This window comes from Stenotrophomonas rhizophila (genome assembly GCF_003651185.1).
GTDB lineage: Bacteria > Pseudomonadota > Gammaproteobacteria > Xanthomonadales > Xanthomonadaceae > Stenotrophomonas > Stenotrophomonas maltophilia_Z.
This window is the reverse complement of sequence record NZ_RCDC01000004.1, coordinates 771,878-792,348: the sequence shown is the minus strand read 5'-3', so window position 1 is coordinate 792,348 and position 20,471 is coordinate 771,878. Positions and strand designations below refer to the sequence as shown.

The following is a 20,471-nucleotide window of genomic DNA, read 5'->3' as shown; positions in this document are numbered from 1 at the left end:
CGACGGATTCGCCGGGAGCGAATCCGGACAGCCGAACGGCTGGCCCTGGAGCGCGCAGCGCGGAAGGGTTGGGTGCATGGATGCACCCAACAATCTCAGGCCACCGATCGCTATCAGCACGGAGCGCCCCGAAAGGGGCGTGACACACCACCGCTGATCGCATTCGACCAGCGGTGGCGCGTTCCGATGCGATCGCCAACCAATTGCAGCCCGTTCACGAAGCTCAGGCGGCTTGAGCGACTGCTCCCAAACTGCCCGCTATGCCAAGGCCAAGCGGTGTCCCCGCCGAGCCGCCCCAGGCGAGTGCCCCATGACGCGCTTGTACGCGCGACTGAAAGCCGCCTGCGAAGCGTACCCAAGACGCTCTGCCACTATCTCGATGGATAGGCTTTGCTGGCTCAGCCATTGACTCGCCAATTGCATACGCAGCTCAGTCACGTATCGCAGAGGCGCGGTCCCTATGACGGTCTGGAACCGGTCCGCAAAGACAGATCGCGAGATGTTGGATTCTGCAGCCAGCGCTTCGACGGTCCAGTCACGCCCGGGCTCTCTGTGCAGGGCAAGCAACGACAGCGACAGGCGAGGGTCGCGCATGGCCATGACCAGGCCGGCGGCTCCGTCGCAACCGCGCTCGACCCAGTCACGCACGATCATGGCGGCGACGGCATCCGCCAGCCGGGCGAGTATGCCTGCATAGCCAATACGTCCGGAGCACACCTCGCGCTTCATCGCGTCGACCATCGGCAACAGCCCAGGGAACGCAGCGGCGTTGCCATCGGCCAACATCACGGCCGGCATCAACTTGCTCAACCCTTGCATGCCACCGAGATCGAACAGCATGCATCCGTGGAAAAGCACTGCGCTTGGCACGGCATGTGTACTCGGGCACGTGTCTATCCCGCTCACCGTGTCACCCAGTGGGGCGGCGTCTATCGTTTCCAGGCACTGGACGGGATGGTCCTCGCCCGACACCAGTGCGTGGCCTTCTCCGCGAGGAAGAAGCACGACATCCCCGGCGGAGAGAACATGTTGGCTGCCGTCCGCGCCTCGAAGGATCGCACTGCCTACGGCCAGGTAATGGAAGTAGGCATGGCCTGGCTTCGGCGGAAATCCAAGTCCAAAGGTCGGCCCGGTCTGGATGCGTCGGTATTGGACGCCATGCAGCCGCATGCCGGTGAGCAGCTCGCTGATCAGGTCGGTGGGCTGGGGTGGAACCTGGCTCATTGCGACGGCCCGGGGTTTCGATCAAAAATATAGGTTGGACAATCATAGATCATCCTGACCTGGCTCCCTAGACTCTCGGCTGCACGAATGTACTGGGATCTGTGATGAGCAATAACGTAGTTGATGCCGCGAACACGCCTGATTCTGTGGACAGGGGGAGCGGGGAGCCTTCTTCATCGGCATGGGTGGCGGTGTTTTCGCTGGCCATGGGGGTCTTCGGGCTGCTCACGGCGGAATATCTACCGGCCAGTCTGTTGACGCCGATGGCGGCGGACCTGGGGGTGTCGGAGGCGCTGGCCGGCCAAGCGGTGACGGTCACCGCAGTTGTGGCGCTGTTTGCTGGCCTGCTTGTGCCGCGGCTGACCCGTTCGATAGACAGGCGGCGGGTGCTGCTGGGTTTCACGGCTCTGATGATCCTCTCCAACGCCTTGGTGGCGTTGTCATCCAGCATGGGGGTCCTGCTGCTGATGCGCGTGCTTCTGGGCATTGCGCTGGGCGGTTTCTGGAGCATGGCAGCGGCCGTGGCCATGCGGTTGGTGCCGTCACAGCGCGTGCCTCGCGCGCTGTCCATCATCTTCAGTGGGATCGCGGTCGGCACGGTGGTGTCGGTTCCTTTGGGGAGTTACCTGGGAGGCCTGCTGGGTTGGCGCAGCGCCTTCTGGGCGGCGACGGCGTTAGGTGGCCTCACGTTTGCGTTCCAGTGGTTCACGCTGCCCCGAATGGCGCCGCGCAAGGCGGCGACCCCTGAGTCGGTGGTGGGGCTCCTACACCGGCCGGGCGTTGCAGTCGGAATGCTCGGTTGCGTTCTGGCACACACCGGTCAGTACTCGCTCTTTACCTATATCCGCCCAACGTTGGAGAGCTTGGGGCACATGAGCGCTGATGGCCTGGCGCTGATTCTGCTCGGCTTTGGTGTGGCGAACTTTGTCGGCACACTGCTGGCCGGCTGGCTCATGGAGCGCAGTCTGAAAGCCACGTTGGTGATCATGCCTGCCTTGGTTGGCGTAGCTGCTCTGGGCATGCTCCTGTTGCCGGTGGGCGCTGGCGGGCTGTCACTCCTGGTCGCGCTCTGGGGCCTGGCCTTCGGTGGCGTGCCGGTGGCGTGGTCGAGCTGGGTCGCACGTGCGGTGCCCGATCAGGCCGAGAGTGCGGGCGGGATGGTGGTTGCAGCGGTGCAGTCCTCCATCGCCGCGGGCGCTGCCTTGGGCGGCCTGGTGTTCGGACTGGGCGGCATCGTCGCAGTCCTCACTGTGGCTGCAGCGGTGATGCTCCTCGCCAGTCTGCTCATTGCGTTGCGGGTCAGGGTGAGATCGCCGACGTTCTCGGCAGGCCCGGCGTTTCATATGTAGCCGACCACACCACGAACACGCGTCGGGATTGAAAGACTGTCGATGTGGTCGGCGTCCTTCTTCCACTTCCGCTAAAGTGTTCGACCCTGTTTGAACTGGCGCTCGCACCCGAGCATGCGCTTAGAGGAAGTCGTTGTTGATGGTGTTGAAAGGTCTGGTGGTGTTGTTTTTGGTGTTGGCGTCGGCTCCTGGTGTGGCAGCAGAGCTGGTCGGCCGCGCGACGGTCACGGACGGGGACACGCTTACGGTGGCGAAGCAGCGCATTCGCCTGTGGGGGATCGATGCGCCGGAAAGCGCCCAGCAATGCACCACCAACGATGGACGCGCCTGGCCCTGTGGCCGCCGGTCCGCTGCTGCGCTGGATGGCTATGTGCTGGACAAGACCGTTCGTTGCCAGCCCAAGGACACCGACCGCTACGGCCGGGTGGTCGCGGAGTGCTTTGTTCAAGGACAGTCGGTCAATCGGTGGATGGTGCGCTCCGGTTGGGCGGTCGCGTATCGCCAGTACGCCACGGCATTCATCGCGGACGAAGCCGACGCGCGCCAGCACCAGCGGAACCTCTGGCAGGGGCCATTCCAGATGCCAGCGGACTATCGGCGCAGCAAGCGTGACCAGACGGCACGACAAGCCCCGGTGGCCGCTCAGTCGTCGTCGGGCGGGTGCCGCATCAAGGGCAACATCTCCCGCGAGGGCAGGAAGATCTACCATGTGCCCGGCCAGCGGGACTACGAGCGCACGCGCATCGACCTGAGCCACGGTGAGCGCATGTTCTGCAGCCCTGCGGATGCCATGCGCGCAGGGTGGCAGCCGGCGAAGCGCTGAGCGTCTCAAACCCTCCCATACAGGCGGCGACGCAGCGCGCCCGCCACTGCCGCGATAGCCATCGCAGGCAACGCCAGCACCAGTGCGTAGACCACTCCGGCCAGCAACAACGGACCAACGCCTGACATCACGGCCACCACCGGCACTTGCAGCACCATGAGCAACAGTCCCCATAGCCAGGACTTACGGGGAAAACACGCGCCTAGCACTGCGGCAATGGCCAGTGCGAGGGGATAGACGACGGTCCAGAACGCAGGCGCGTCCCAAGGCTCGCCGCCGGGCGTCCGCCAGGCCACCAGCACCCAGAACACCACGCCGACCTTCAGCGTGACAGCACTTGCTGCAATGGAATTTCCCGTTATCCGCATTGTTGGGCTCCCGCACGAACATGCAGGATGCCACTGTTGCGTTGACGGTGTATGACCAGCACCGGCATCGGGACACACGCCCGCCAGCGCAGAAAACGGCAGCCTCCTATCTGACCGCCTTGCCATACATCTCCGACAGCATCGCCTTGTACGCCGCCAACGGCTGCAAGCCCACCGCACGCCGCCGTGCATCCAGCGTTTCCATATCCTCGGTGGGCCGCAGTTCCATCGCGCCATCGGCAGCATCCCCGAACTGCGTTCCGTAACGCTGCGGCTTCCCCTGGGCCAGCAACACGCGATCCGTAAGCAGCGCCACGTCAGCGGCATCGGCATCGCCGGCTTCAGCGGCTTTCTGCATCAAGGCCAGTGCCTGCGCCTGGAACGCGGGATCATGATCGGCATGCTGCACGATCACCCATGCGGCCTTGGCCCCATCGCGGTCGACGCGCGCGATACCCGGCCAGCCCTTCTCGGCGATGATGCCCTTCAGCCAGGTCGCATTGGCTTCCTTCACCGGCGCGGTCTGCCCCCACGCATCTCCGCCGCCTGCCGCGATGGCGGCATGTTGTGCTGCCTGATCCTTGGCCTCACGCGCCAACAGTTCAAGTCGCAGGGGCGCATCGCGCAGCGTCTCGCGCTTCTTCTCTTCGGCGACCACGCGCTGCAGCACCGCCGGCCACGCCGGATCGGCACGCAGTGCGTCCAGCCCGGGCCGTTGTTTCGTGCGCAGGTCGCCCAGCGGCAGGCGACCGCTCGCGAGCAGGGCATCAACGTATGCAAACGCCGCAGCATGATCGCCCGCAGCGGCTGTGCATTCGATCAACAGGAGTTCGCCGCCGTCGGGGAAGGGGAGGTCCTGGCGGTACAGCTCACCCAGGGTGGTGCTGCAGGCGGCGTAGTCCTCGTTGCCGTAGTGATCCAGCGCGGAGAAGAAGCTGGGCGGCTCAGCGGCGGTTGCCGCGGCGGCTGCGAACAGGGCGACAGTCAGCGTTGCTGCCCGGGTTGCCGGGTAGGAGCGTATCAACCTTGAACGCATCGCAGTTCTTCCACGCAGGACGTACAGGAAACGTAGCCGCTACCTGCCAGGGAGTTCAAGCCCTCATCCCGCCGTCAGGGGCATGCGCGTCGAATCCTGCTGCCTCACAGGCTGTAGCCGATGGGCGGGCGCATGATGCCCTCAGCCCAGCCTTGGAAGCCCCATGTCCACTCCCGCGCCAGAGAACGGAAAGTACGACGTGATCATCATCGGCGGCAGCTACGCCGGCATGTCCGCAGCGCTGCAGCTGGTGCGCGCCCGGCGCAACGTGCTGATCATCGACGGGGGAAAGCCACGCAACCGCAATGCCCGCGTCGCCCATGGGTTTCTTGGCAGGGAAGGCCTGCCGCCGGCGGACATCGCCTCCCAGGCGCGTGACGAGCTGCTGCGCTATCCCACCCTGACCTGGCTCACCGGTACGGCGGTGGCGGCGCAGCCGATCGATGACGGCAGACGCTTCAAGATCCGGGTTGAAGCGGGCCAGACATTCGTGGCGGATCGAGTGATCCTGGCCCACGGGGTAACCGACGACCTGCCCGACATCGAAGGCATCGGCGAGCGCTGGGGCCGAAGCGTTTTTCATTGCCCGTACTGCCACGGCTACGAGGTGTTTGAGGGGCGCATCGGGGTGATTGGCTGTGCGAAGGATGGCGGTGCGGCCCAGGCGCTGCTGCTGTGCGATTGGGGGCAGATCACGCTGTTCTGCAGCGAGGCATCCGCCAGCATCGATGCCGAGCAGCGTGCACGACTGGAGGCGTGCGGCGTCGTGATCGAGTCGGCCCAGGTGCAGCGCGTGGAAGACACCGCCACCGTGGTGCTCGCCGATGGGCGGCACGTGGCGGTGGATGCGCTGTTCATCTCGCCGCACTCGCGGCTATCCAGTGATCTGGCCGAGCAATTGGGCTGTGAGCTGAAGGGCGGCGGCTGCATCACCACCGATTCGGCCAAGCAGACCACGGTGCCGGGTGTCTTCGCCTGCGGCGATGCGGCCCGGATGGCGGGCAGCATCGCGCTGGCAGTGGGTGAGGGCGCGCTGGCGGGGGTGGCGGTACACCACGCATTGATGGGGTTGCTGGAGTGATGCGATCTTTAATGTAACCAATAATGTTACATTATGCGCCACTGTGAACAAGGTGGCCTGCATGTCCTTCTCCGATCCCGATGCCGTCGCCCAGTACACCGACAACCTGGTCCGCCAGGTACCGGGCGTCCAGGCGTTGCATCAGATGGCCCACGTTCTGCTGGCCGAACACGTACCGCCACATGGGCGCGTATTGGTGCTCGGGGCTGGCGGTGGCATGGAGTTGAAGGCCTTTGCCGAGGCGAGTCCTGCCTGGCACTTCACCGGCGTGGATCCTTCCGCCGAGATGCTGGGGCTCGCCAAGCGCGTGCTCGGGGATGCGCTGTCGGCCCAGGTGGAACTCATCGCAGGCTATATCGACAGTGCGCCAGTTATCGCATTCGATGGCGCCACCTGCTTGCTGACGCTGCATTTTCTCTCGGCCGAAGAGCGCCTGCGTACGCTGCGTGCACTACGGCGTCGGCTCGCGCCTGGTGCACCGCTGATCATTGCGCACCATAGCGTGCCGGGCGATCCGGCAGGGAAACGCCGGTGGTTCCAGCGCTGGGCGGCGTTCGTGACAGCGCGTGGACTGGGCGGTGAGACGGCCGCTGTACGAGCCGATACGATCGCCAACCGATTGCCCACCCTGTCGCCGGAGGAAGAAGTCGAGCTGCTGGAGGAGGCAGGATTCGAGCGGCCGAGTCTGTTCTATGCCGCGCTTTCGTTCAGAGGTTGGGTGGCGTACGCCGGCGATGCACACGGCTAGCCTCCCACTGCTCTCTGCCCGATGTGGGTCAGAGAGCGGTGGGGTCAAGACTCAGCGGCGAGCGTCGTCGCGCGCCTTGCCCACGTCGCTTTGGACTTCGCCAACACCCTTCTGGATCTTGCCTTCCACTTCTTTCGTCTTGTCGCCGGTGACCTTGCCCACGACTTCCTTTACGGTGCCCTTGACCTGGTTCTTGGCGCCTTCAGTGCGATTCTTGTCCATGGTTGACTCCACAATTGGTTAGAGAGAGGGCCCGTGTTGCTGGGCATCTCCACCCTGACGGGAACGCGGTGGCGCGAAGGTGAAATCTGCGCGCGGGCCCGGAATCCGTTCAAGCGCCGGAAAGGTTGATGCTCACGTGCGCTGCACGTCACTCATCCGCATCGCGTTCATCCCATCCATCGCCATCCCATGGCTGCGGTTCGGTGCTGGCTACGGTGGTATCCGGATCGACAGGCTCCAACAGGGTGTAATCGTCACGCGAAGGATCACGAAACGCGCGGCTGACCGGATAGGCCTCCAACGCCGCGGTGGAGGCGCGGGCACGCAATGCCGCAGGCGTCTGGAAGGCGCCACTCAACCAGTCCAGGGCGGTGGCCGGCGCGATGAAGATCGGCCCGTCCGGTGTGAGTGGGGAAGGGATCGCACTGTTGGGGCCGGTCAATACGGTGAAGCTGTCCAGCTGCTGGCCGTCGTCGCTTTCCCAGTGCTCCCACAAGCCGGCTGCGAGCAGGGCAAGGCCATCCGTGCGCTGCACGAACAGGGGCCAGGGGGGGCGGCGCTCGCGATCCCATTTGTAGTAGCCGGTCATGGGCAGCACGCACGGGCGCTGCGCCCAGGCCTGCGCGTAGATGCGGCTGCGTGGCGCGCGGTCAAGCCGTGCGGTCACCGTGGTATACGGCGTGGCCGGCTCCTTGGACCAACGCGGCACCAGGCCCCACACCATGTCGGCCACGGCGATGGAGCCGTCATGGTCGCGCGCGAGCACCGTGGCCACGCCACCCTTGGCGATGTTGTAGTGGTCCGGCGCGGCCGCCAGCGTCCGCGCCAACTCAGCAGGAAGGCCGGCGGGGAGTGACTCGCTATCAGCGATGGCTTGTGCGAAGCGGCGCATGGCAGCTGAGCATCCAACGGCATCCGTGACGGCATCGTGCGCAGCGCCTGCGATGTTGCACGCGTTGCACGGGGGTCACGCGTCGGGATGGGGTTCCCCCAACGCTGCCCGCCGCGCCTGGAACACCTCCGGCGTCTGCGGTTTCACGAACAGCGCGACCAGCTCGGGGTACTCGGCTTTCACCGCCTTTTCAATGCGCGTGATGCAGGCCTCGATCTGCGGGGTGGTGCGATCATCCTCGAACTCCGCACTCAGCATCGCGACCACCTGGTCCGGGCCCATCTGCATCGTGGTCACGCCATTGGCGCGGCGCAGGTCCGCATCGTGGGTGGCGACGGCAAGAATACGTTTGGCGACGGCCGGGTGCGCGGGCTCACCGACCAGCAGGCCCTTGGTCTCGCGGGCGAGCAGGAAGGCGGTGACCGCCAGCACGCCGGCGATGCACAGCGACGCCACGCCATCCAGGACCGGCATGTCCAGCAACTGCGCGGCAAGCAGGCCGACCAGCGCAAAACCCAGGCCGAGCAGGGCGGCGCTGTCTTCCAGCAGCACGGTGAAGGTGGAGGGGTCCTTGCTGCGGCGGAACGCCTCGAAGTAACCCATCGCCCCCTTGGTGGCGCGGAATTCGCGCAGCGCGATCCACCATGAGGTGCCTTCGAACACAAAGGAGATGCCCAGCACCACGTAACTGATCAGGTGGTTGGTGGCCGGCTCGGGGGTGCGGATGTGCTGGATGCCTTCATAGGCCGATACACCGGCACCGGCGGCGAACACCAGCAGCGCCACGATGAAACTCCAGAAGTACAGCTCGCGCCCGTAGCCGAAGGGATGGAGCGTATCCGGCTTCTGCTCGGCACGGCGCAGGCCGTACAACAGCAGCAACTCGTTGATGGTGTCCACCAGCGAGTGGACGCCCTCGCTGAGCATGGCCGAGCTGCCGGAGATGCCGGCGGCGACGAACTTGGCGATGGCAATGGCCAGGTTGCCGCCGAGGGCGGCATAGATGACGAGACGGGAGCCCGTTGGCTTGGCCATGGCAGTGGTGGGGTGGGGAGGTGCGCGCATCATCGCCAACGGTGCGTCCCGGGCGCGTGCACATCGATCCAGGCGCTGGCACCGCCTGCCGGCCTTGACATGGATTTGCCCCGCGTGGCTTACATTGCTTTCCGCCTTCCGGCTGGCCCCCGCTGCCTGCCGTTCCCCCAGCTCCTGCAATGCCTTCAGTTCAAGGTTCGGTGCCGATGATGTCCATCCTTCCCTGGTCTGCCGCGCAGCTGCGCGGCACGCGCGCCCCGGTGGTTCTGGAGCGGTGCGCATGAGCGCAGTGGCGGGGCGCTTTCCCGGCAGCACCGGGCCGATGGCCGAGCAGGTCCGTGCACTGGATTGGCAGGCGACCCCGGTGGGGCCGATCGAGACCTGGCCGGGCGCGCTGCGCAATGCGGTCAATCTGATCCTGGCCTCGCCCGAAAGCATGTACGTGGTCTGGGGCGATGACCTGACGTTCTTCTTCAACGATGCCTACAGCCCGATTCTGGGGCCGCGCCTGGAGGGCGCGCTGGGCGCACCGTTGAGGGAGCTGTGGGCCGATGCCTGGGATGCCGTACGCGCGCCGATCGAGAACGCCTTTGCCGGTGAATCCTCCCGCTACGAGAACCTGCCGGTGGCGATGAGTCGCCAGGGCGTGCCTGAAGAGACCTGGTGGACGTTCTCGTTTTCGCCGATCTTCCTCGACGATGGCAGGGTCGGCGGCGCGTTCTGCGTGACCAACGAGGTGACCAGCATCATCGTGGCCCAGCAGCGCCTGGCCAAGGAGAACGAGCGGCTCATCGCCCTGTTCGACAAGTCGCCGATGTTCATGGCCTTCCTCAGCGGGCCTGAGCATCGGGTCGAGCTGGCCAATCCGGGTTACCAACGGCTGGTCGGCAATCGCCATGTGCTGGGCAAGTCGATCCGGGAGGCGCTGCCGGAAATCGTCGACCAGGGTTTCATGCCGCTGTTGGATGAGGTGTACCGCACCGGCACGCCGTATATCGGCAGCGAGGTGGTGTACGACGCGCCGTTCCCGTCCGATCCGTCCTCGGCCCGGCGCATGCTGGATATCGTCTTCCAGCCTGTGGCCGGTGAGGATGGCAGCACGGCAGGCGTATTCGTTCAGGGCCTGGATGTCACCTCCCACATCGAGCTGCAGCGCACGATGCGGCAGGTGGAGGCGCGCAATCGCCAGATCATCGACAGTGCCAGCGATTACGCGATCGTCGCCTCGGACCTGCAGGGCAAGGTGACCCTGTGGAATGCCGGGGCCGAGCACATCTTCGGCTGGACCGAGGCGGAGATGCTGGGTCAGAACGTGGAGGTGATCTACACCGCTGACGATATCCAGGCCAAGCGGTTGCGGCACAACCAGGGCGTCTCGATGGCCTCGGGTGGGGTCAGTGGTGAGCGCTGGCTGGCGCGCAGGTCCGGCGAGCGCTTCTGGGCCAGCGGGGCGATGACCGTGCTGCGCGATGAAGATGGCGCCGTGCTGGGCTTCGTCAAGGTACTGGGCGACCGCACCCAGGAGCGCCGCGCCAGCGATGCACTGGCCCATAGCGAGCGCCGCCTCGGCGCGCTGGTGAGCGCCTCCTCGCAGTCGCTGTATGCGGTCACCGCGGACTGGCGCGAGATGCGTCAGATCCTGGCGACCGGGCCGGTGGCACCGGACGAGAGCCTGCCTGCGGTCACCGACTGGCGAGAACGCTACGTACACCCCGATGATCGTGCCCTGCTTGAGCAGGCCATTGCGCGTGCGATGGCGCAGCGGCTGCCGCTGGAACTGGAGCACCGCAGCCTGCTGGCCGATGGCAGTGTGCGTTGGGTGCAGATGCGTGCGGTGCCCTTGCTGGACAGCGCCGGTGAGATCACCGAGTGGTTCGGCACCGCCTCGGATGTGACCGAGCGGCGTCAGGCCGAAGAGCAGCTGCGCGAGTTGACCTTGACCCTGGAAGAGCGCGTGCAGACCCGCAGCGCCGCGTTGCAGGTGGCCGAGGAGCGGCTGCGGCAGAGTCAGAAGATGGAGGCCGTGGGTCAGTTGACCGGTGGCCTGGCGCATGACTTCAACAACCTGCTGACCGCCATCTCGGTGGGGCTGGAGCTGCTGGAGCTGCGGATCGATCAGGGGCGGTATGACGACATCGGCCGCTACCTGGAGATGGCGCAGTCCAGCGCGTCGCGTGCCACGGCGCTCACCCAGCGCTTGCTGGCGTTCTCCCGCCGGCAGACGCTCGCGCCCACGCCGGTGGTGGCTGATGCGATGGTGCGCGGCATGCTGGATATCATTTCGCGCACGCTGGGGCCTTCGATCGCGATCTCCACGCAGTTGGCGTCCGATCCCTGGGCGGTACTGGTGGATGTGCCGCAGATGGAAAATGCGCTGCTGAATCTGTGCATCAATGCCCGCGACGCGATGCCTCAGGGTGGCCCGCTGCTGATCAGCGCGGCCAACGTGAGCCTGCGTGGCGAGGGCGCGGCGGCGCTGGATACGCCGCCGGGCGATTACGTCCGGCTGGCCGTCAAGGACGCGGGGATCGGCATGGAGGCGGCGGTGATCGAAAAAGTATTCGAGCCGTTCTTCACCACCAAGCCGATCGGGCAGGGGACCGGCCTGGGGCTGTCGATGATCTATGGCTTCACCCGCCAATCCGGCGGGCAGGTGCGGATCGATTCCCAGGTTGGCCACGGCACCACGGTGGAACTCTACCTGCCGCGCTTCGTCGGCGAGACCCCTGCGGACGCCGCCCAAGAACCCTCACAGGACCTGCCGGCGCGTTCAGCGCCCAGCGTCGGCACCATTCTGGTGGTGGAAGACGAGGAAGCGATCCGCGCGCTGTTGACCGAGGTCCTTGGCGGCGCGGGTTATAGGGTGTTGCAGGCACCGGAAGGAGGCCAGGCCATCGACCTGCTGCGCTCCGATGAGACGATCGACCTGCTGATCACCGATGTGGGGCTGACCGGTGGGCTCAATGGCCGCCAGGTCGCTGACGCCGGCCGCCAGGTGCGTCCCGCGTTGCCGGTGTTGTTCATCACCGGCTACGCGGCCTCGGCAGCGGTGGGCGCGGGCCAGCTGGAGGACGGCATGGAAGTGCTGACCAAGCCCTTCACGACCGCTGAACTGGAGCGACGTGCCCGCGCGCTGTTGGCGATCAGGAACCCGTCGTAGCCGGGCCAGCTGCTGTCAGAGCAGGGACCTGACCGAGGTCACCAGTTGCTTGAGCGTGAATGGCTTGCGCAGCAGTTTGATCTCCTCGCCGCGGAAGTCGGGCCGGGCCCCGGCGGGCCCCGCGTAGCCGGTCACCAGCAGGATCGGCATGGCCGGGTGCAGGGTCGTGGCGATCGTGGCCAGATCGCGACCGTCCATGCCGGGCAGGCCGACATCGGACACCAGCAGGTCGAACGGGCCGTCGTGCCTGAGGCAACCCAGCGCGGCCTCGGCATCGCCGACGTCGAGGACATCGAAGCCATCGTCGTTGAGGATGTCCTTGGTCATCTCCCGGATGGGCGCATCGTCTTCGACGAGAAGCACGCGGCATCGTGGGTGGGTTCGTGCGGCAGTCATTGCGGGCGGAGATCCTCGTGGCGTGCAGCCACCGGTGCGTATCTCCACCTTAGCGCCGGTGCGTGTTAGCCGGCCGTGCATCGCGTGCCAGCCCCATGTCATGACCGGGGGCGGGTGCCCGTCACGGCACCGCCTGGCATGGCCTCAGTTCAAGGCGCTGCCGCTCTGGGTGGGGCTTTCATCCAACAGGGCAGTGCGGATGGACCGCGCCAGATCGCTGCGGGTGAAGGGCTTGGCCAACAGGGCGATGGTGCGGCCAACGGTGCCGCTTGCGTCGATATCGCGCGGATAACCCGAGGTGAACAGCACCCGCAGGCCGGGCTTGCGGACCAGTGCCTGCTTGGCCAGGGCCCAGCCGGACATGCCCGGCATCACGATGTCGGAGAACAGCAGGTCCACGCTGACGTCGGTGCGATCCAGCAGCCGCAGCGCCGAGGGGCCGTCATGCGCCTCGAGCACGCGATAGCCCAGCTGGCGCAGGGTATCGACGGTGTAAGCGCGCACATCGTCGTTGTCCTCGGCGACCAGTACGGTCGTTTCCGCCTCGACCTCGAAGGCGTCCAGCGCCTGTGCATCGGCCGGGCGCACGCTCGGCAGGGCGGAGGCTGAGCGCGGGAACAGCAGCGTGATCGTGGTGCCGCTGCCCTCGGTGGAATCGAGCAGAACGTGCCCGCCGGATTGCTTGGCGAAGCCATACACCATCGACAGGCCCAACCCGGTGCCACGGCCAACCTCCTTGGTGGTGAAGAACGGCTCGAACACCCGCGCCATGACCTCCGGCGGCATGCCCTGGCCGCTGTCGCGGACGCGCACCATGGCGTACTGGCCGGGCGGAACGTCCGGGTGCTGCGCCGCGTAATCCTTGTCCAGGTGGATGTTGTCCATCTCGATGGTCAGGCGGCCGCCCTCGGGCATGGCATCGCGTGCATTCACCGCCAGGTTGAGGATCGAGGCTTCCAGCTGGCTCGGATCGATCTCCACGCACCAGATATCCGGGCTGTGCACCATGTCGATCTGCACCAGCTCGCCCAGCGACCGTTTGAGCATGTCCTGCATGCCGCGCATTTCTTCGTTCAGATCCACCGGCAGGTTCTTCAGCGGCTGCCGACGCGAGAAGGCGAGCAGGCGCTGGGTGACGTTGGCCGCACGCATGACGCCCTTCATCGCGTTGTCTAGCGCGCGTGAGGAATTGCCTGCCGTGTCGCCGAGCCGGTCGGTCAGCATCTTGGCGTACTCGATGTTGCCGGCGATGACGGTCAGGATGTTGTTGAAATCATGCGCGATGCCACCGGTCAGCTGGCCTACCGCCTCGATTTTCTGGCTGTGCCGCAGCGCTTCTTCAGCCTGCCGCCGCGCGGTGGTTTCCACGGCCTCGGAGACGACGGCGGTGATCCGTGCCTGATGGTCGAACAGGGGGCGGAAGGAGAAATCGAACGTGCGCTTGCCGGTTGGCAGGCGCAGTTCCAGTTCGTGGCGCGACGCCGTGCCCGCCGCAGCCTCCAGGATGGCCGTGCAGACCACGCCGGGAACGCCGGGCGTGTCGGCGAACCAGGCCGATTCGCAATAAAGGCTGCCGCGCACGTCCTTCTTGTCGGCGAGGATGGCCGCCAGCGACGCCGAATTGGTGTCGATGATGTGGCCATCCAGGGTCAGCAGGTTCTGGTGCTGGAAACTGGATTCGAACAGCGCCTGCAGGCGGCTTTCACTGCGGTGCAGCGCGGACGTCCGCTCATCGACCTGGCGTTCCAGGGATTCGTTGCTGGCCTTGAGCAGCGACTGCGCATGCTTGAGCTCGCTGATGTCGCGCGCCATGGCGTAATAGCCCAGCACCGCGCCATCCGGCGCCAGCTCGGGCACGCAGTCCACCTGTGCGTGGCGGGGCGTACCGTCGCTGCGCAGCGAGAGCAGGTCGAAGCTCACCTTTTCGCCGAGCAGGACCCGCTCCAGGTGCTGCTGGATGCTGTTGAACGTGTCCTCGCCGACGACCTCGCGGGTATGTCGGCCGATCAGGCTCTCCGGCGTGCGGCCGTGCCACTCGACATAGGCGTTGTTGGCGAAACGGTAGCGGTGGTCATGGCCGAAGTAGGCGATCAGCGCGGGCAGCGAATCGGTGATCAGCTTCAGCCGCTGGTGGCTGTCGTGCAGTTCGGCCTCGATACGCAGCAGCCGGCGGCGCTCCTGGGCTTCATGGATGCCCCGGACCACGGCATCGGGCAGGCGCTGCAGGCGCGATTTGACTACATAGTCGCGCGCGCCGCGCTTGAGCGCCTGCACGGCGAGTTCTTCGGTAAGCGTGCCGGAAACGAAGATGAAAGGAATCCCGGGGGCGATCTCGCTGGCCAGGGCGAGGGCAGCGTCGCCATCGAAGCCTGGCAGCACGTGGTCGGCCAGGATCACATCGAACGAGGCGGTGGTCAGGGCATCGAGCATGCCTTGGTGCGACCAGGTGCGTTCGGCCGTGAACGGGAGCCCGGCGCGGCGCAGCTGCGCGGTGATCAGCTCTGCATCCAGTGCACTGTCTTCGACCATCAGGATCCTGATGGTCTTTGTTGTGGCGGCCTCAGCCATCGTTTGTACTCTTCCCACCGAACAGGGTGCCGTGCGGTGGCGGCTGATTGGTGATGCCCCAGAACATGCCCAGCCCCTGGATCGCCTCGAGGAACTCCTTGAAATCCACCGGCTTGACCACGAAGGCGTTGACGCCCAGTTCGTAGCTGCGGATCAGATCCTGTTCTTCCCGCGAGGAGGTCAGCATCACCACCGGGGTGCTGCTCAGGGCGCGGTCGCTGCGGATTTCCTTGAGGACTTCCAGGCCGTTGAGCTTGGGCAGTTTCACATCCAGCAGCACCACCACCGGGCCGCCGTGCATGGCGCCTGCATAGGGACCCTGGCAGCGGAGATACTCCAGCGCTTCCACGCCGTCGCGCACATGGGTCACGTCGTTGAGCAGCTGGCAGCGCGCAAGCGCCGCCATCGTCAATTCGGCGTCTTTCGGGTTGTCTTCTACGAGCAGGATCGGTCGCAGATCTCTCATAGGTGGTCTCCATCAGCAAAGGGAATGGTGAAATAGAAGGTGGCGCCGGCGCCGACCTGGCCTTCGGCCCAGGTGCGGCCGCCATGGCGGGTGATGATGCGGTGCACGTTGGCCAGGCCGATGCCGGTGCCTTCGTACTCATCGACGTGATGCAGCCGCTGGAACACGCCGAACAGCTTGTCCACATAGCGCATGTCGAAACCGCAGCCGTTGTCTTTCACGAAGAAGATGTCCTCCGTGTCATTGCGTTGGTGACCCACCTCGATGCGTGGCTCGGGCGTGTCACGGGTGAACTTGATCGCGTTGGACAGCAGGTTCTGCCAGACCAGCCGCAGCATGCCGGGGTCGGCCAGTACCCTGGGCAGCGTCCTGATCTCCCAGGCGATGGCACGGCCGGTGTATTCCATGTCCAGCTTGTGGCGCACGTCATCCGCCAGGGCGGTCATGTCCATCGCGATCTGGCCCATCGTGGAGCGGCCCATCTGCGAGAAGCTGAGCAGATCATCCACCAGCGTCCCTGCCGATTTTGCCGACTCCACGATGGTCTCGAGGAATCTCTTTTCTGAATCGTTCAATCGCTCGCCGGCCGACGACCACAGCAGTTCGGAGTAGCCCACGATGTGGCGGAATGGTGCGCGCAGGTCATGACTGACCGAATAGGAGAACGCTTCGAGCTCCTTGTTGCTGCGGAGCAACTGTTCATTCAACGCCGCCATCTCCTCGGCCTTGCGCAGCACGATGTCCACGATCGCGGTGCGCAGTTCCAGCGCGGCATCACGGTCGACCTCGTTCCAGGGCAGCGACTGCTCGCGCACCGTCTGCTTCCAGCCTTCGAAGGAGGTGCGCGGCGACAGCGGCTGCTCGCTTTCTTCCTTGCGCGGATCACCGCCCCAGCGGACGGTGCGGACCACCTCCGGCCGGAACCAGATCACGAAGCTGTCGTGGATCTGCGAGATGGAGATGGCCAGCACGCCACTGGCGACGCCGGCGAAGGCTTCGGCGTGCTTCCATTGCTGCGGGAGCGTGTCGGTGCAGAAGATGTCGCCCTCGATAGGCTGGGCGGTCAACCACTGGACCAGCTGCATCACCTGGCGCTGGCTCGGGCAGTCGCCGTGCAGGATGCATTCGCCACGGTGCACGATCGCCGCACCGGCCGATTGGGTCAGCGCGAGCAGGCTGCGTTGATCGCGGCCCAGCGCGGCCATGAAGTCGGTATCGCCGGCCATCCGGCCGAGCAGCCGCACCTGGATGGCGCGGCGTGCAATGCGTTCTTCGACCTGCACCGCGCGCTGCTTCAGCGAAATCTGCAGCGACAGGATCTGGCCAATGAACTCGCAGGCCGTGCGCACGTGGTACGGCACCCGGCGCGCGCGCCGGTTATGGCAGGAGATCAGGCCCCACAGTTCGCCCTCGCACAGCACCGAGACCGACATCGATGCACCGGTGCCCATGTTGCGCATGTACTGCAGGTGCACCGGGGAGACGCTGCGCAGCATGGCCGGGCCGAGGTCGGTGGGCGGCGCCTCGGCGATCGCGGGCACGCGCACCAGCGGTACCGGGGTGTAGTGGCTGTCAGCGATCAGCCGGATCCGGTTCTGCCGGTACAGCTCACGCGCCTGCGCGGGAATGTCCGATTCCGGGAAGCGCAGATCCAGGTAGGAGGGCAACACGCTGTTGCGGTCCTCGGCCACGACCGCGCCGTTCCAGTCCGGGTCAAACTGGTAGATCATCGTGCGGTCGAAGCCGGTCAGCTCGCGGATATGCACCGCGGCGATCTCACTTAGGGCCTGCGTGGTGGGCGCCCGCTCGATCGCGGCCATGAAGCGGCGGATCGAGGGATAGAGGTCTTCCAGCGAGCCTGGCTCGCCCGGCACCGGGGCTTCCAGCTCGATGATGACGTCATCCCCGATGCGGTGCGCCACCGTAGGGTGGTGGCCGGCCATGCCGACCGGAAGCGCGCCGAGGAAGTGCGAAGCACCTTGCTCCAGCGCCACCAGCAGCGGCCTGCAGTGGGCCAGCGTGCCGCCGAGCACGGTGTCAAGGGATTGCCCGAGCGGATCGCCGAGCGTCTCGATGAGTTCCGGCCGCGCGACGGCGCGGGCGTTGACGGTCAATGTCGGGTGGTCGAGGACCAGGATCAATCCGTAGGGCTGGATCGCGCCGGGGGTACGGATCGGCTCACGCGCACAGCTGGACAGATCCAAGGCGCTTGCGCCGGAATTCCTCGAGGACATTCATTGACTCCTGATCTTTACCAGTGCTGGACACCGCCCAAAGGGCACGGCGGCACCTGGTCTTTCAGGAGCACACACCGTCACCTGCGACGCGGTGTGCCACAGTTCCCTTATTTTTGCATAGGCGATCGTCCTGATTTGTGAGGATGCGACGGTGTTCCTTGCGCTGCGCGCGGATCAGTCCCAGCGGTAACGGAGGGTGGCTGACCAGAGCCCACCGGAGCCATCGATCGGACCCCCATTGGCGTAGCGGTAGTACTCGTTCGCCGCCAGCAGCGGCTCGGGCAGTTTCGTGACCTTGCGGTCGAACACGTTGTTGGCGTTCAGTGCCACGTCCCAGCCGCCGGGCAGGGTGGCGCCCAGTTGCAGATCGGTGATCCAGAGGCCGCCGATGTCGTAGGCGATCTCGGCCTGGCCCGCATAAGGCCCACTGCTGGCCACCGTGGTCGGCGATCCATAGCGTTGGATGTCCCCGTAGCGGCTCTGGCGCAGGCCGACGCGGTAGCGGCCCAAGCTCCAGTCAAGGCCCAGCACCTGCCGGGACTTCGGCGCCTTGTAAAGCAACTCGTTCTGCGATCCGGTGCTGAACACCGGCACATTGAAGGCGGCCAGCACCGCGGGTGTGGGGGCCAGCCCGGTGATCTCCGCGCGGGTGTAGCTGCTGGCCAGGGTCCAGCGCAGGGCGCCGCCGCGACCAAGATCGAAGCGGCCTTCGAGCGTGGCCTCCACACCTTCGGTGCGCGTATCGGCGGCATTGATGAAGTAGCGCACCCCATCCTGCGCGCCGAGGCCCACCGCGGTGACCAGCGCACCGGAGCCGGGATACAGCCCCTCGCGGAAGGTGGTGGACAGTGCGATGCGGTCATCCACATCGATGCGGTAGGCATCCACGGTCAGCGACGCGCCCGGCCAGGGCTCGGCCACGACGCCCAGGCTGAGGCTGCGCGAGGTTTCCGGGCGCAACGGCTGCGCGCCCAGCGCGATGGCCTGCGGCGAGCCGGCCTGCAGGATGTGGTCGGTGTAGAAATTGCCATTGGAGGTGTTGCGGTACGCCTGCGCAGCCAGCGAAGGGGCCTGGAAGCCGTTGCTGATCGTGCCGCGCAGGGCGAGCCGGGGATGCAGGGCAAAGCGGGTGGACAGGCGACCGGTGGTCTCGCTGCCGAAATCCGAGTAACGCTCGTGCCGGCCCGCCAGGTCCACCCGCCAGCGTGCGCCCAGGTCGGCCGCGACGCCGACGTACACCGCGCCGCTGTTGCGGCTGACATCCACCGCGTCTTCCGGCCGGTAGCCGGGCAGCGCCTGCGAGCCGCCCAGGCCGATGCCCAGCACCGTGCCGGCGTAGGGGCCGTCCAGCACCCGCTGCCCGCCATGGGTGTAGGACTGCACATCCCCCGCGCCGATCCGATAGCGCTCATCGCGGTACTCCGCACCCGCGCTGAGCTCCAGCGGCGCGGCCAGCCACGCGGTCTGCAGCCGGCGGCGCACATCCAGGTTGTGGGTCCAGGCGCTGTAGCGCAGGTCGCCGATATAGAAGTCGGTCTGGCTGTCCAGCCCATAAGTGGGGTTGATGCTGTTGTGCAGGTTGATGTCCATCGCATCGCGCCCGTAGCCGCTGCTGAGGTCCCAATCCCACTCGCCGGCCTGGCCGCGGACGCCCAGCGTCAGCGCGGCATCGTTCTCGTCGATGTGCTCGGTGGGTGCGAAGCCATCCGGATCGATGGCCCGCACCACTTCGTTGCGAAGCGGCTGGCGGAAGTTCTGCGGTGCCCATGCATCGCGCTGGGCCAGCGTCAGCAGCCCGTAGGCCTCTACCGTCGCCGCCAGGGGCAGGCTGGCATTGGCGGTGGCGGTCTTGGTGCGGAACGCGCGGATGCCGCGGTTGCGCCAGGCGTTGTTGTCGCGGGTGGCTTCGCGCGGATCCGGCGTGGCACCGGCGGGTAGCGTCGGGTTGCTGGCCTGGTTGCCACCGGGCCGGATCGCCGTGCCGGCCGCGTTGCGCGGGAAGTAATACAGGAAGGTATCGCGTGCGGGGCTGGTGTAGTCGGTGGCGTGCTGATCATCCAGCTGTGCGGCCAGATGCAGATAGCCGCCATCGCCGATGCCGAAGCCGACATCGGCCTGCACCACGCGCGAACGGCCATCGCCGGCGAAGTAGGTGCCATCGCGGTAGGAGACGTTGCCGCCACGCGCCGCCTTGTTGGTGACGATATTGATCACCCCGGCGATGGCGTCCGAGCCGTAGATCGCCGAGGCGCCATCGCGCAGCACTTCGATGCGCTCGATCGCACCGGTGGGGATCAGGGCGAGATCGGCCGGTGCGGCGCCGCCGAAACCACCGGCGCCCAGCAGTGCGGTGGCGTGGCGGCGTTTGCCATCCACCAGCACCAGCACGTGGCTGGCGTTGAGGCCACGCAGCTGTCCGGCGCGCACCATGCTGTTCAGATCGCCGGTTTCCAGCGGCAGGTTGAAGCTGGGCACGGTGGTGTTGAGCACATCCAGCAGGCTGGTCGCGTTGGCCGCGCGGATGTCTTCGGCCGACAGCACATCGATCGGTGCCGCGCTTTCGCGCACGGTGCGGCCTTGGGCGCGGGTGCCGGTCACGGTGACCGTATCGAGCGTGGCGGTGCTGGTAGCGGTGATGGCACTGGCAGTCGTCTCCGGCGCTGCGTGGGCGGCAAGGGGCAGGGAGAGCGCGGAAACGATGGCCAGGGCCAACGGCAGGCGATGGTGCGTGGACAGCATGGAGGATCCCCAGGGAGAAGAAAGGCCGATGCGCAGGGGCATACGGCGGGCAGGCAACGGCGGTAGCGCCGGATCAGGCGCGGTGAGGCAGCGCACCCGGACAACAGCGTTCGGCCGCGGCGGCGAT

Annotated in this window: 16 protein-coding genes; 5 read left to right on the top strand and 11 right to left on the bottom strand. The window is 66.3% G+C overall.

Features of this window, described 5'->3' with window-relative positions:
• Positions 1 to 258: 258 nt before the first annotated feature.
• The gene (locus tag BCL79_RS03595; RefSeq protein WP_121037482.1) at positions 259 to 1,224 is read right to left on the bottom strand and encodes an AraC family transcriptional regulator; all 966 of its coding nucleotides are present in this window, start codon (positions 1,222 to 1,224) and stop codon (positions 259 to 261) included.
• A gap of 104 nt (positions 1,225 to 1,328) precedes the next feature.
• On the opposite strand from BCL79_RS03595, the gene BCL79_RS03590 reads away from it, so the two are divergent.
• Together BCL79_RS03590 and BCL79_RS03585 are read left to right on the top strand one after the other, a co-directional pair.
• Positions 1,329 to 2,573, top strand: a complete 1,245-nt coding sequence (locus BCL79_RS03590; RefSeq protein ID WP_147433841.1) for an MFS transporter — start codon at positions 1,329 to 1,331, stop codon at positions 2,571 to 2,573.
• 139 nt (positions 2,574 to 2,712) lie between these two features.
• The gene (locus BCL79_RS03585; RefSeq protein WP_121037476.1) at positions 2,713 to 3,396 is read left to right on the top strand and encodes a thermonuclease family protein; all 684 of its coding nucleotides are present in this window, start codon (positions 2,713 to 2,715) and stop codon (positions 3,394 to 3,396) included.
• Between the two features lie 5 nt (positions 3,397 to 3,401).
• On the opposite strand, the gene BCL79_RS03580 is transcribed toward BCL79_RS03585, so the two are convergent.
• Positions 3,402 to 3,764 carry a hypothetical protein gene (locus BCL79_RS03580; RefSeq protein ID WP_121037473.1) on the bottom strand — a complete coding sequence of 121 codons (363 nt, stop codon included), beginning with the start codon at positions 3,762 to 3,764 and terminating at the stop codon, positions 3,402 to 3,404.
• 106 nt (positions 3,765 to 3,870) lie between these two features.
• Positions 3,871 to 4,800, bottom strand: coding sequence for a DUF6624 domain-containing protein (locus tag BCL79_RS03575; protein ID WP_121037470.1), 930 nt, complete (start codon positions 4,798 to 4,800; stop codon positions 3,871 to 3,873).
• Positions 4,801 to 4,963: 163 nt separating this feature from the next.
• On the opposite strand from BCL79_RS03575, the gene BCL79_RS03570 reads away from it, so the two are divergent.
• Positions 4,964 to 5,881 carry an NAD(P)/FAD-dependent oxidoreductase gene (locus tag BCL79_RS03570; protein WP_121037467.1) on the top strand — a complete coding sequence of 306 codons (918 nt, stop codon included), beginning with the start codon at positions 4,964 to 4,966 and terminating at the stop codon, positions 5,879 to 5,881.
• Positions 5,882 to 5,942: 61 nt separating this feature from the next.
• On the top strand, positions 5,943 to 6,629 hold the full coding sequence (locus BCL79_RS03565) for a class I SAM-dependent methyltransferase (protein ID WP_121041106.1): 687 nt from the start codon (positions 5,943 to 5,945) through the stop codon (positions 6,627 to 6,629).
• 51 nt (positions 6,630 to 6,680) lie between these two features.
• Here the strand turns inward: BCL79_RS03565 and BCL79_RS03560 are convergent, their stop codons facing one another.
• The 3 genes from BCL79_RS03560 to BCL79_RS03550 all read right to left on the bottom strand — a co-directional run bounded on the left by BCL79_RS03560 (position 6,681) and on the right by BCL79_RS03550 (position 8,778).
• Complete coding sequence (locus BCL79_RS03560; protein ID WP_019184192.1) at positions 6,681 to 6,851, bottom strand: CsbD family protein; 171 nt, start codon at positions 6,849 to 6,851, stop codon at positions 6,681 to 6,683.
• 148 nt (positions 6,852 to 6,999) lie between these two features.
• Positions 7,000 to 7,743, bottom strand: coding sequence for an SOS response-associated peptidase (locus tag BCL79_RS03555; protein ID WP_121037464.1), 744 nt, complete (start codon positions 7,741 to 7,743; stop codon positions 7,000 to 7,002).
• 75 nt (positions 7,744 to 7,818) lie between these two features.
• Positions 7,819 to 8,778 carry a cation diffusion facilitator family transporter gene (locus BCL79_RS03550; protein WP_121037461.1) on the bottom strand — a complete coding sequence of 320 codons (960 nt, stop codon included), beginning with the start codon at positions 8,776 to 8,778 and terminating at the stop codon, positions 7,819 to 7,821.
• Between the two features lie 280 nt (positions 8,779 to 9,058).
• On the opposite strand from BCL79_RS03550, the gene BCL79_RS03545 reads away from it, so the two are divergent.
• The gene (locus BCL79_RS03545) at positions 9,059 to 11,938 is read left to right on the top strand and encodes a hybrid sensor histidine kinase/response regulator (protein ID WP_259462097.1); all 2,880 of its coding nucleotides are present in this window, start codon (positions 9,059 to 9,061) and stop codon (positions 11,936 to 11,938) included.
• A 15-nt stretch (positions 11,939 to 11,953) separates the two neighbouring features.
• Here the strand turns inward: BCL79_RS03545 and BCL79_RS03540 are convergent, their stop codons facing one another.
• From BCL79_RS03540 to BCL79_RS03520, 5 genes are all read right to left on the bottom strand, one after another.
• Positions 11,954 to 12,334 (bottom strand): response regulator, encoded by a 381-nt coding sequence (locus BCL79_RS03540; protein WP_183073659.1) that lies wholly within the window; start codon positions 12,332 to 12,334, stop codon positions 11,954 to 11,956.
• A gap of 144 nt (positions 12,335 to 12,478) precedes the next feature.
• Positions 12,479 to 14,902, bottom strand: coding sequence for a hybrid sensor histidine kinase/response regulator (locus BCL79_RS03535; protein ID WP_121037455.1), 2,424 nt, complete (start codon positions 14,900 to 14,902; stop codon positions 12,479 to 12,481).
• Positions 14,895 to 15,368, bottom strand: a complete 474-nt coding sequence (locus tag BCL79_RS03530; protein WP_121037452.1) for a response regulator — start codon at positions 15,366 to 15,368, stop codon at positions 14,895 to 14,897. Before BCL79_RS03530 ends, BCL79_RS03535 begins: the two co-directional genes overlap by 8 nt.
• Positions 15,365 to 17,602 (bottom strand): ATP-binding protein, encoded by a 2,238-nt coding sequence (locus tag BCL79_RS03525; protein ID WP_121037449.1) that lies wholly within the window; start codon positions 17,600 to 17,602, stop codon positions 15,365 to 15,367. Before BCL79_RS03525 ends, BCL79_RS03530 begins: the two co-directional genes overlap by 4 nt.
• A gap of 177 nt (positions 17,603 to 17,779) precedes the next feature.
• Positions 17,780 to 20,344: a TonB-dependent receptor plug domain-containing protein gene (locus tag BCL79_RS03520; protein WP_121037446.1), complete on the bottom strand. Its 2,565-nt coding sequence runs from the start codon at positions 20,342 to 20,344 to the stop codon at positions 17,780 to 17,782.
• Positions 20,345 to 20,471 lie beyond the last annotated feature (127 nt).

What these genes read in the sequence shown, in the direction of transcription:
- BCL79_RS03525 (WP_121037449.1), bottom strand. Translation starts at nt 17,602, where the DNA reads ATGTCCTCGAGGAATTCCGGCGCAAGCGCCTTGGATCTGTCCAGCTGT.
- BCL79_RS03535 (WP_121037455.1), bottom strand. Translation starts at nt 14,902, where the DNA reads ATGGCTGAGGCCGCCACAACAAAGACCATCAGGATCCTGATGGTCGAA.
- BCL79_RS03590 (WP_147433841.1), top strand. Translation starts at nt 1,329, where the DNA reads ATGAGCAATAACGTAGTTGATGCCGCGAACACGCCTGATTCTGTGGAC.
- BCL79_RS03595 (WP_121037482.1), bottom strand. Translation starts at nt 1,224, where the DNA reads ATGAGCCAGGTTCCACCCCAGCCCACCGACCTGATCAGCGAGCTGCTC.
- BCL79_RS03530 (WP_121037452.1), bottom strand. Translation starts at nt 15,368, where the DNA reads ATGAGAGATCTGCGACCGATCCTGCTCGTAGAAGACAACCCGAAAGAC.
- BCL79_RS03565 (WP_121041106.1), top strand. Translation starts at nt 5,943, where the DNA reads ATGTCCTTCTCCGATCCCGATGCCGTCGCCCAGTACACCGACAACCTG.
- BCL79_RS03555 (WP_121037464.1), bottom strand. Translation starts at nt 7,743, where the DNA reads ATGCGCCGCTTCGCACAAGCCATCGCTGATAGCGAGTCACTCCCCGCC.
- BCL79_RS03575 (WP_121037470.1), bottom strand. Translation starts at nt 4,800, where the DNA reads ATGCGTTCAAGGTTGATACGCTCCTACCCGGCAACCCGGGCAGCAACG.
- BCL79_RS03540 (WP_183073659.1), bottom strand. Translation starts at nt 12,334, where the DNA reads ATGACTGCCGCACGAACCCACCCACGATGCCGCGTGCTTCTCGTCGAA.
- BCL79_RS03550 (WP_121037461.1), bottom strand. Translation starts at nt 8,778, where the DNA reads ATGGCCAAGCCAACGGGCTCCCGTCTCGTCATCTATGCCGCCCTCGGC.
- BCL79_RS03585 (WP_121037476.1), top strand. Translation starts at nt 2,713, where the DNA reads ATGGTGTTGAAAGGTCTGGTGGTGTTGTTTTTGGTGTTGGCGTCGGCT.
- BCL79_RS03560 (WP_019184192.1), bottom strand. Translation starts at nt 6,851, where the DNA reads ATGGACAAGAATCGCACTGAAGGCGCCAAGAACCAGGTCAAGGGCACC.
- BCL79_RS03580 (WP_121037473.1), bottom strand. Translation starts at nt 3,764, where the DNA reads ATGCGGATAACGGGAAATTCCATTGCAGCAAGTGCTGTCACGCTGAAG.
- BCL79_RS03570 (WP_121037467.1), top strand. Translation starts at nt 4,964, where the DNA reads ATGTCCACTCCCGCGCCAGAGAACGGAAAGTACGACGTGATCATCATC.
- BCL79_RS03520 (WP_121037446.1), bottom strand. Translation starts at nt 20,344, where the DNA reads ATGCTGTCCACGCACCATCGCCTGCCGTTGGCCCTGGCCATCGTTTCC.
- BCL79_RS03545 (WP_259462097.1), top strand. Translation starts at nt 9,059, where the DNA reads ATGAGCGCAGTGGCGGGGCGCTTTCCCGGCAGCACCGGGCCGATGGCC.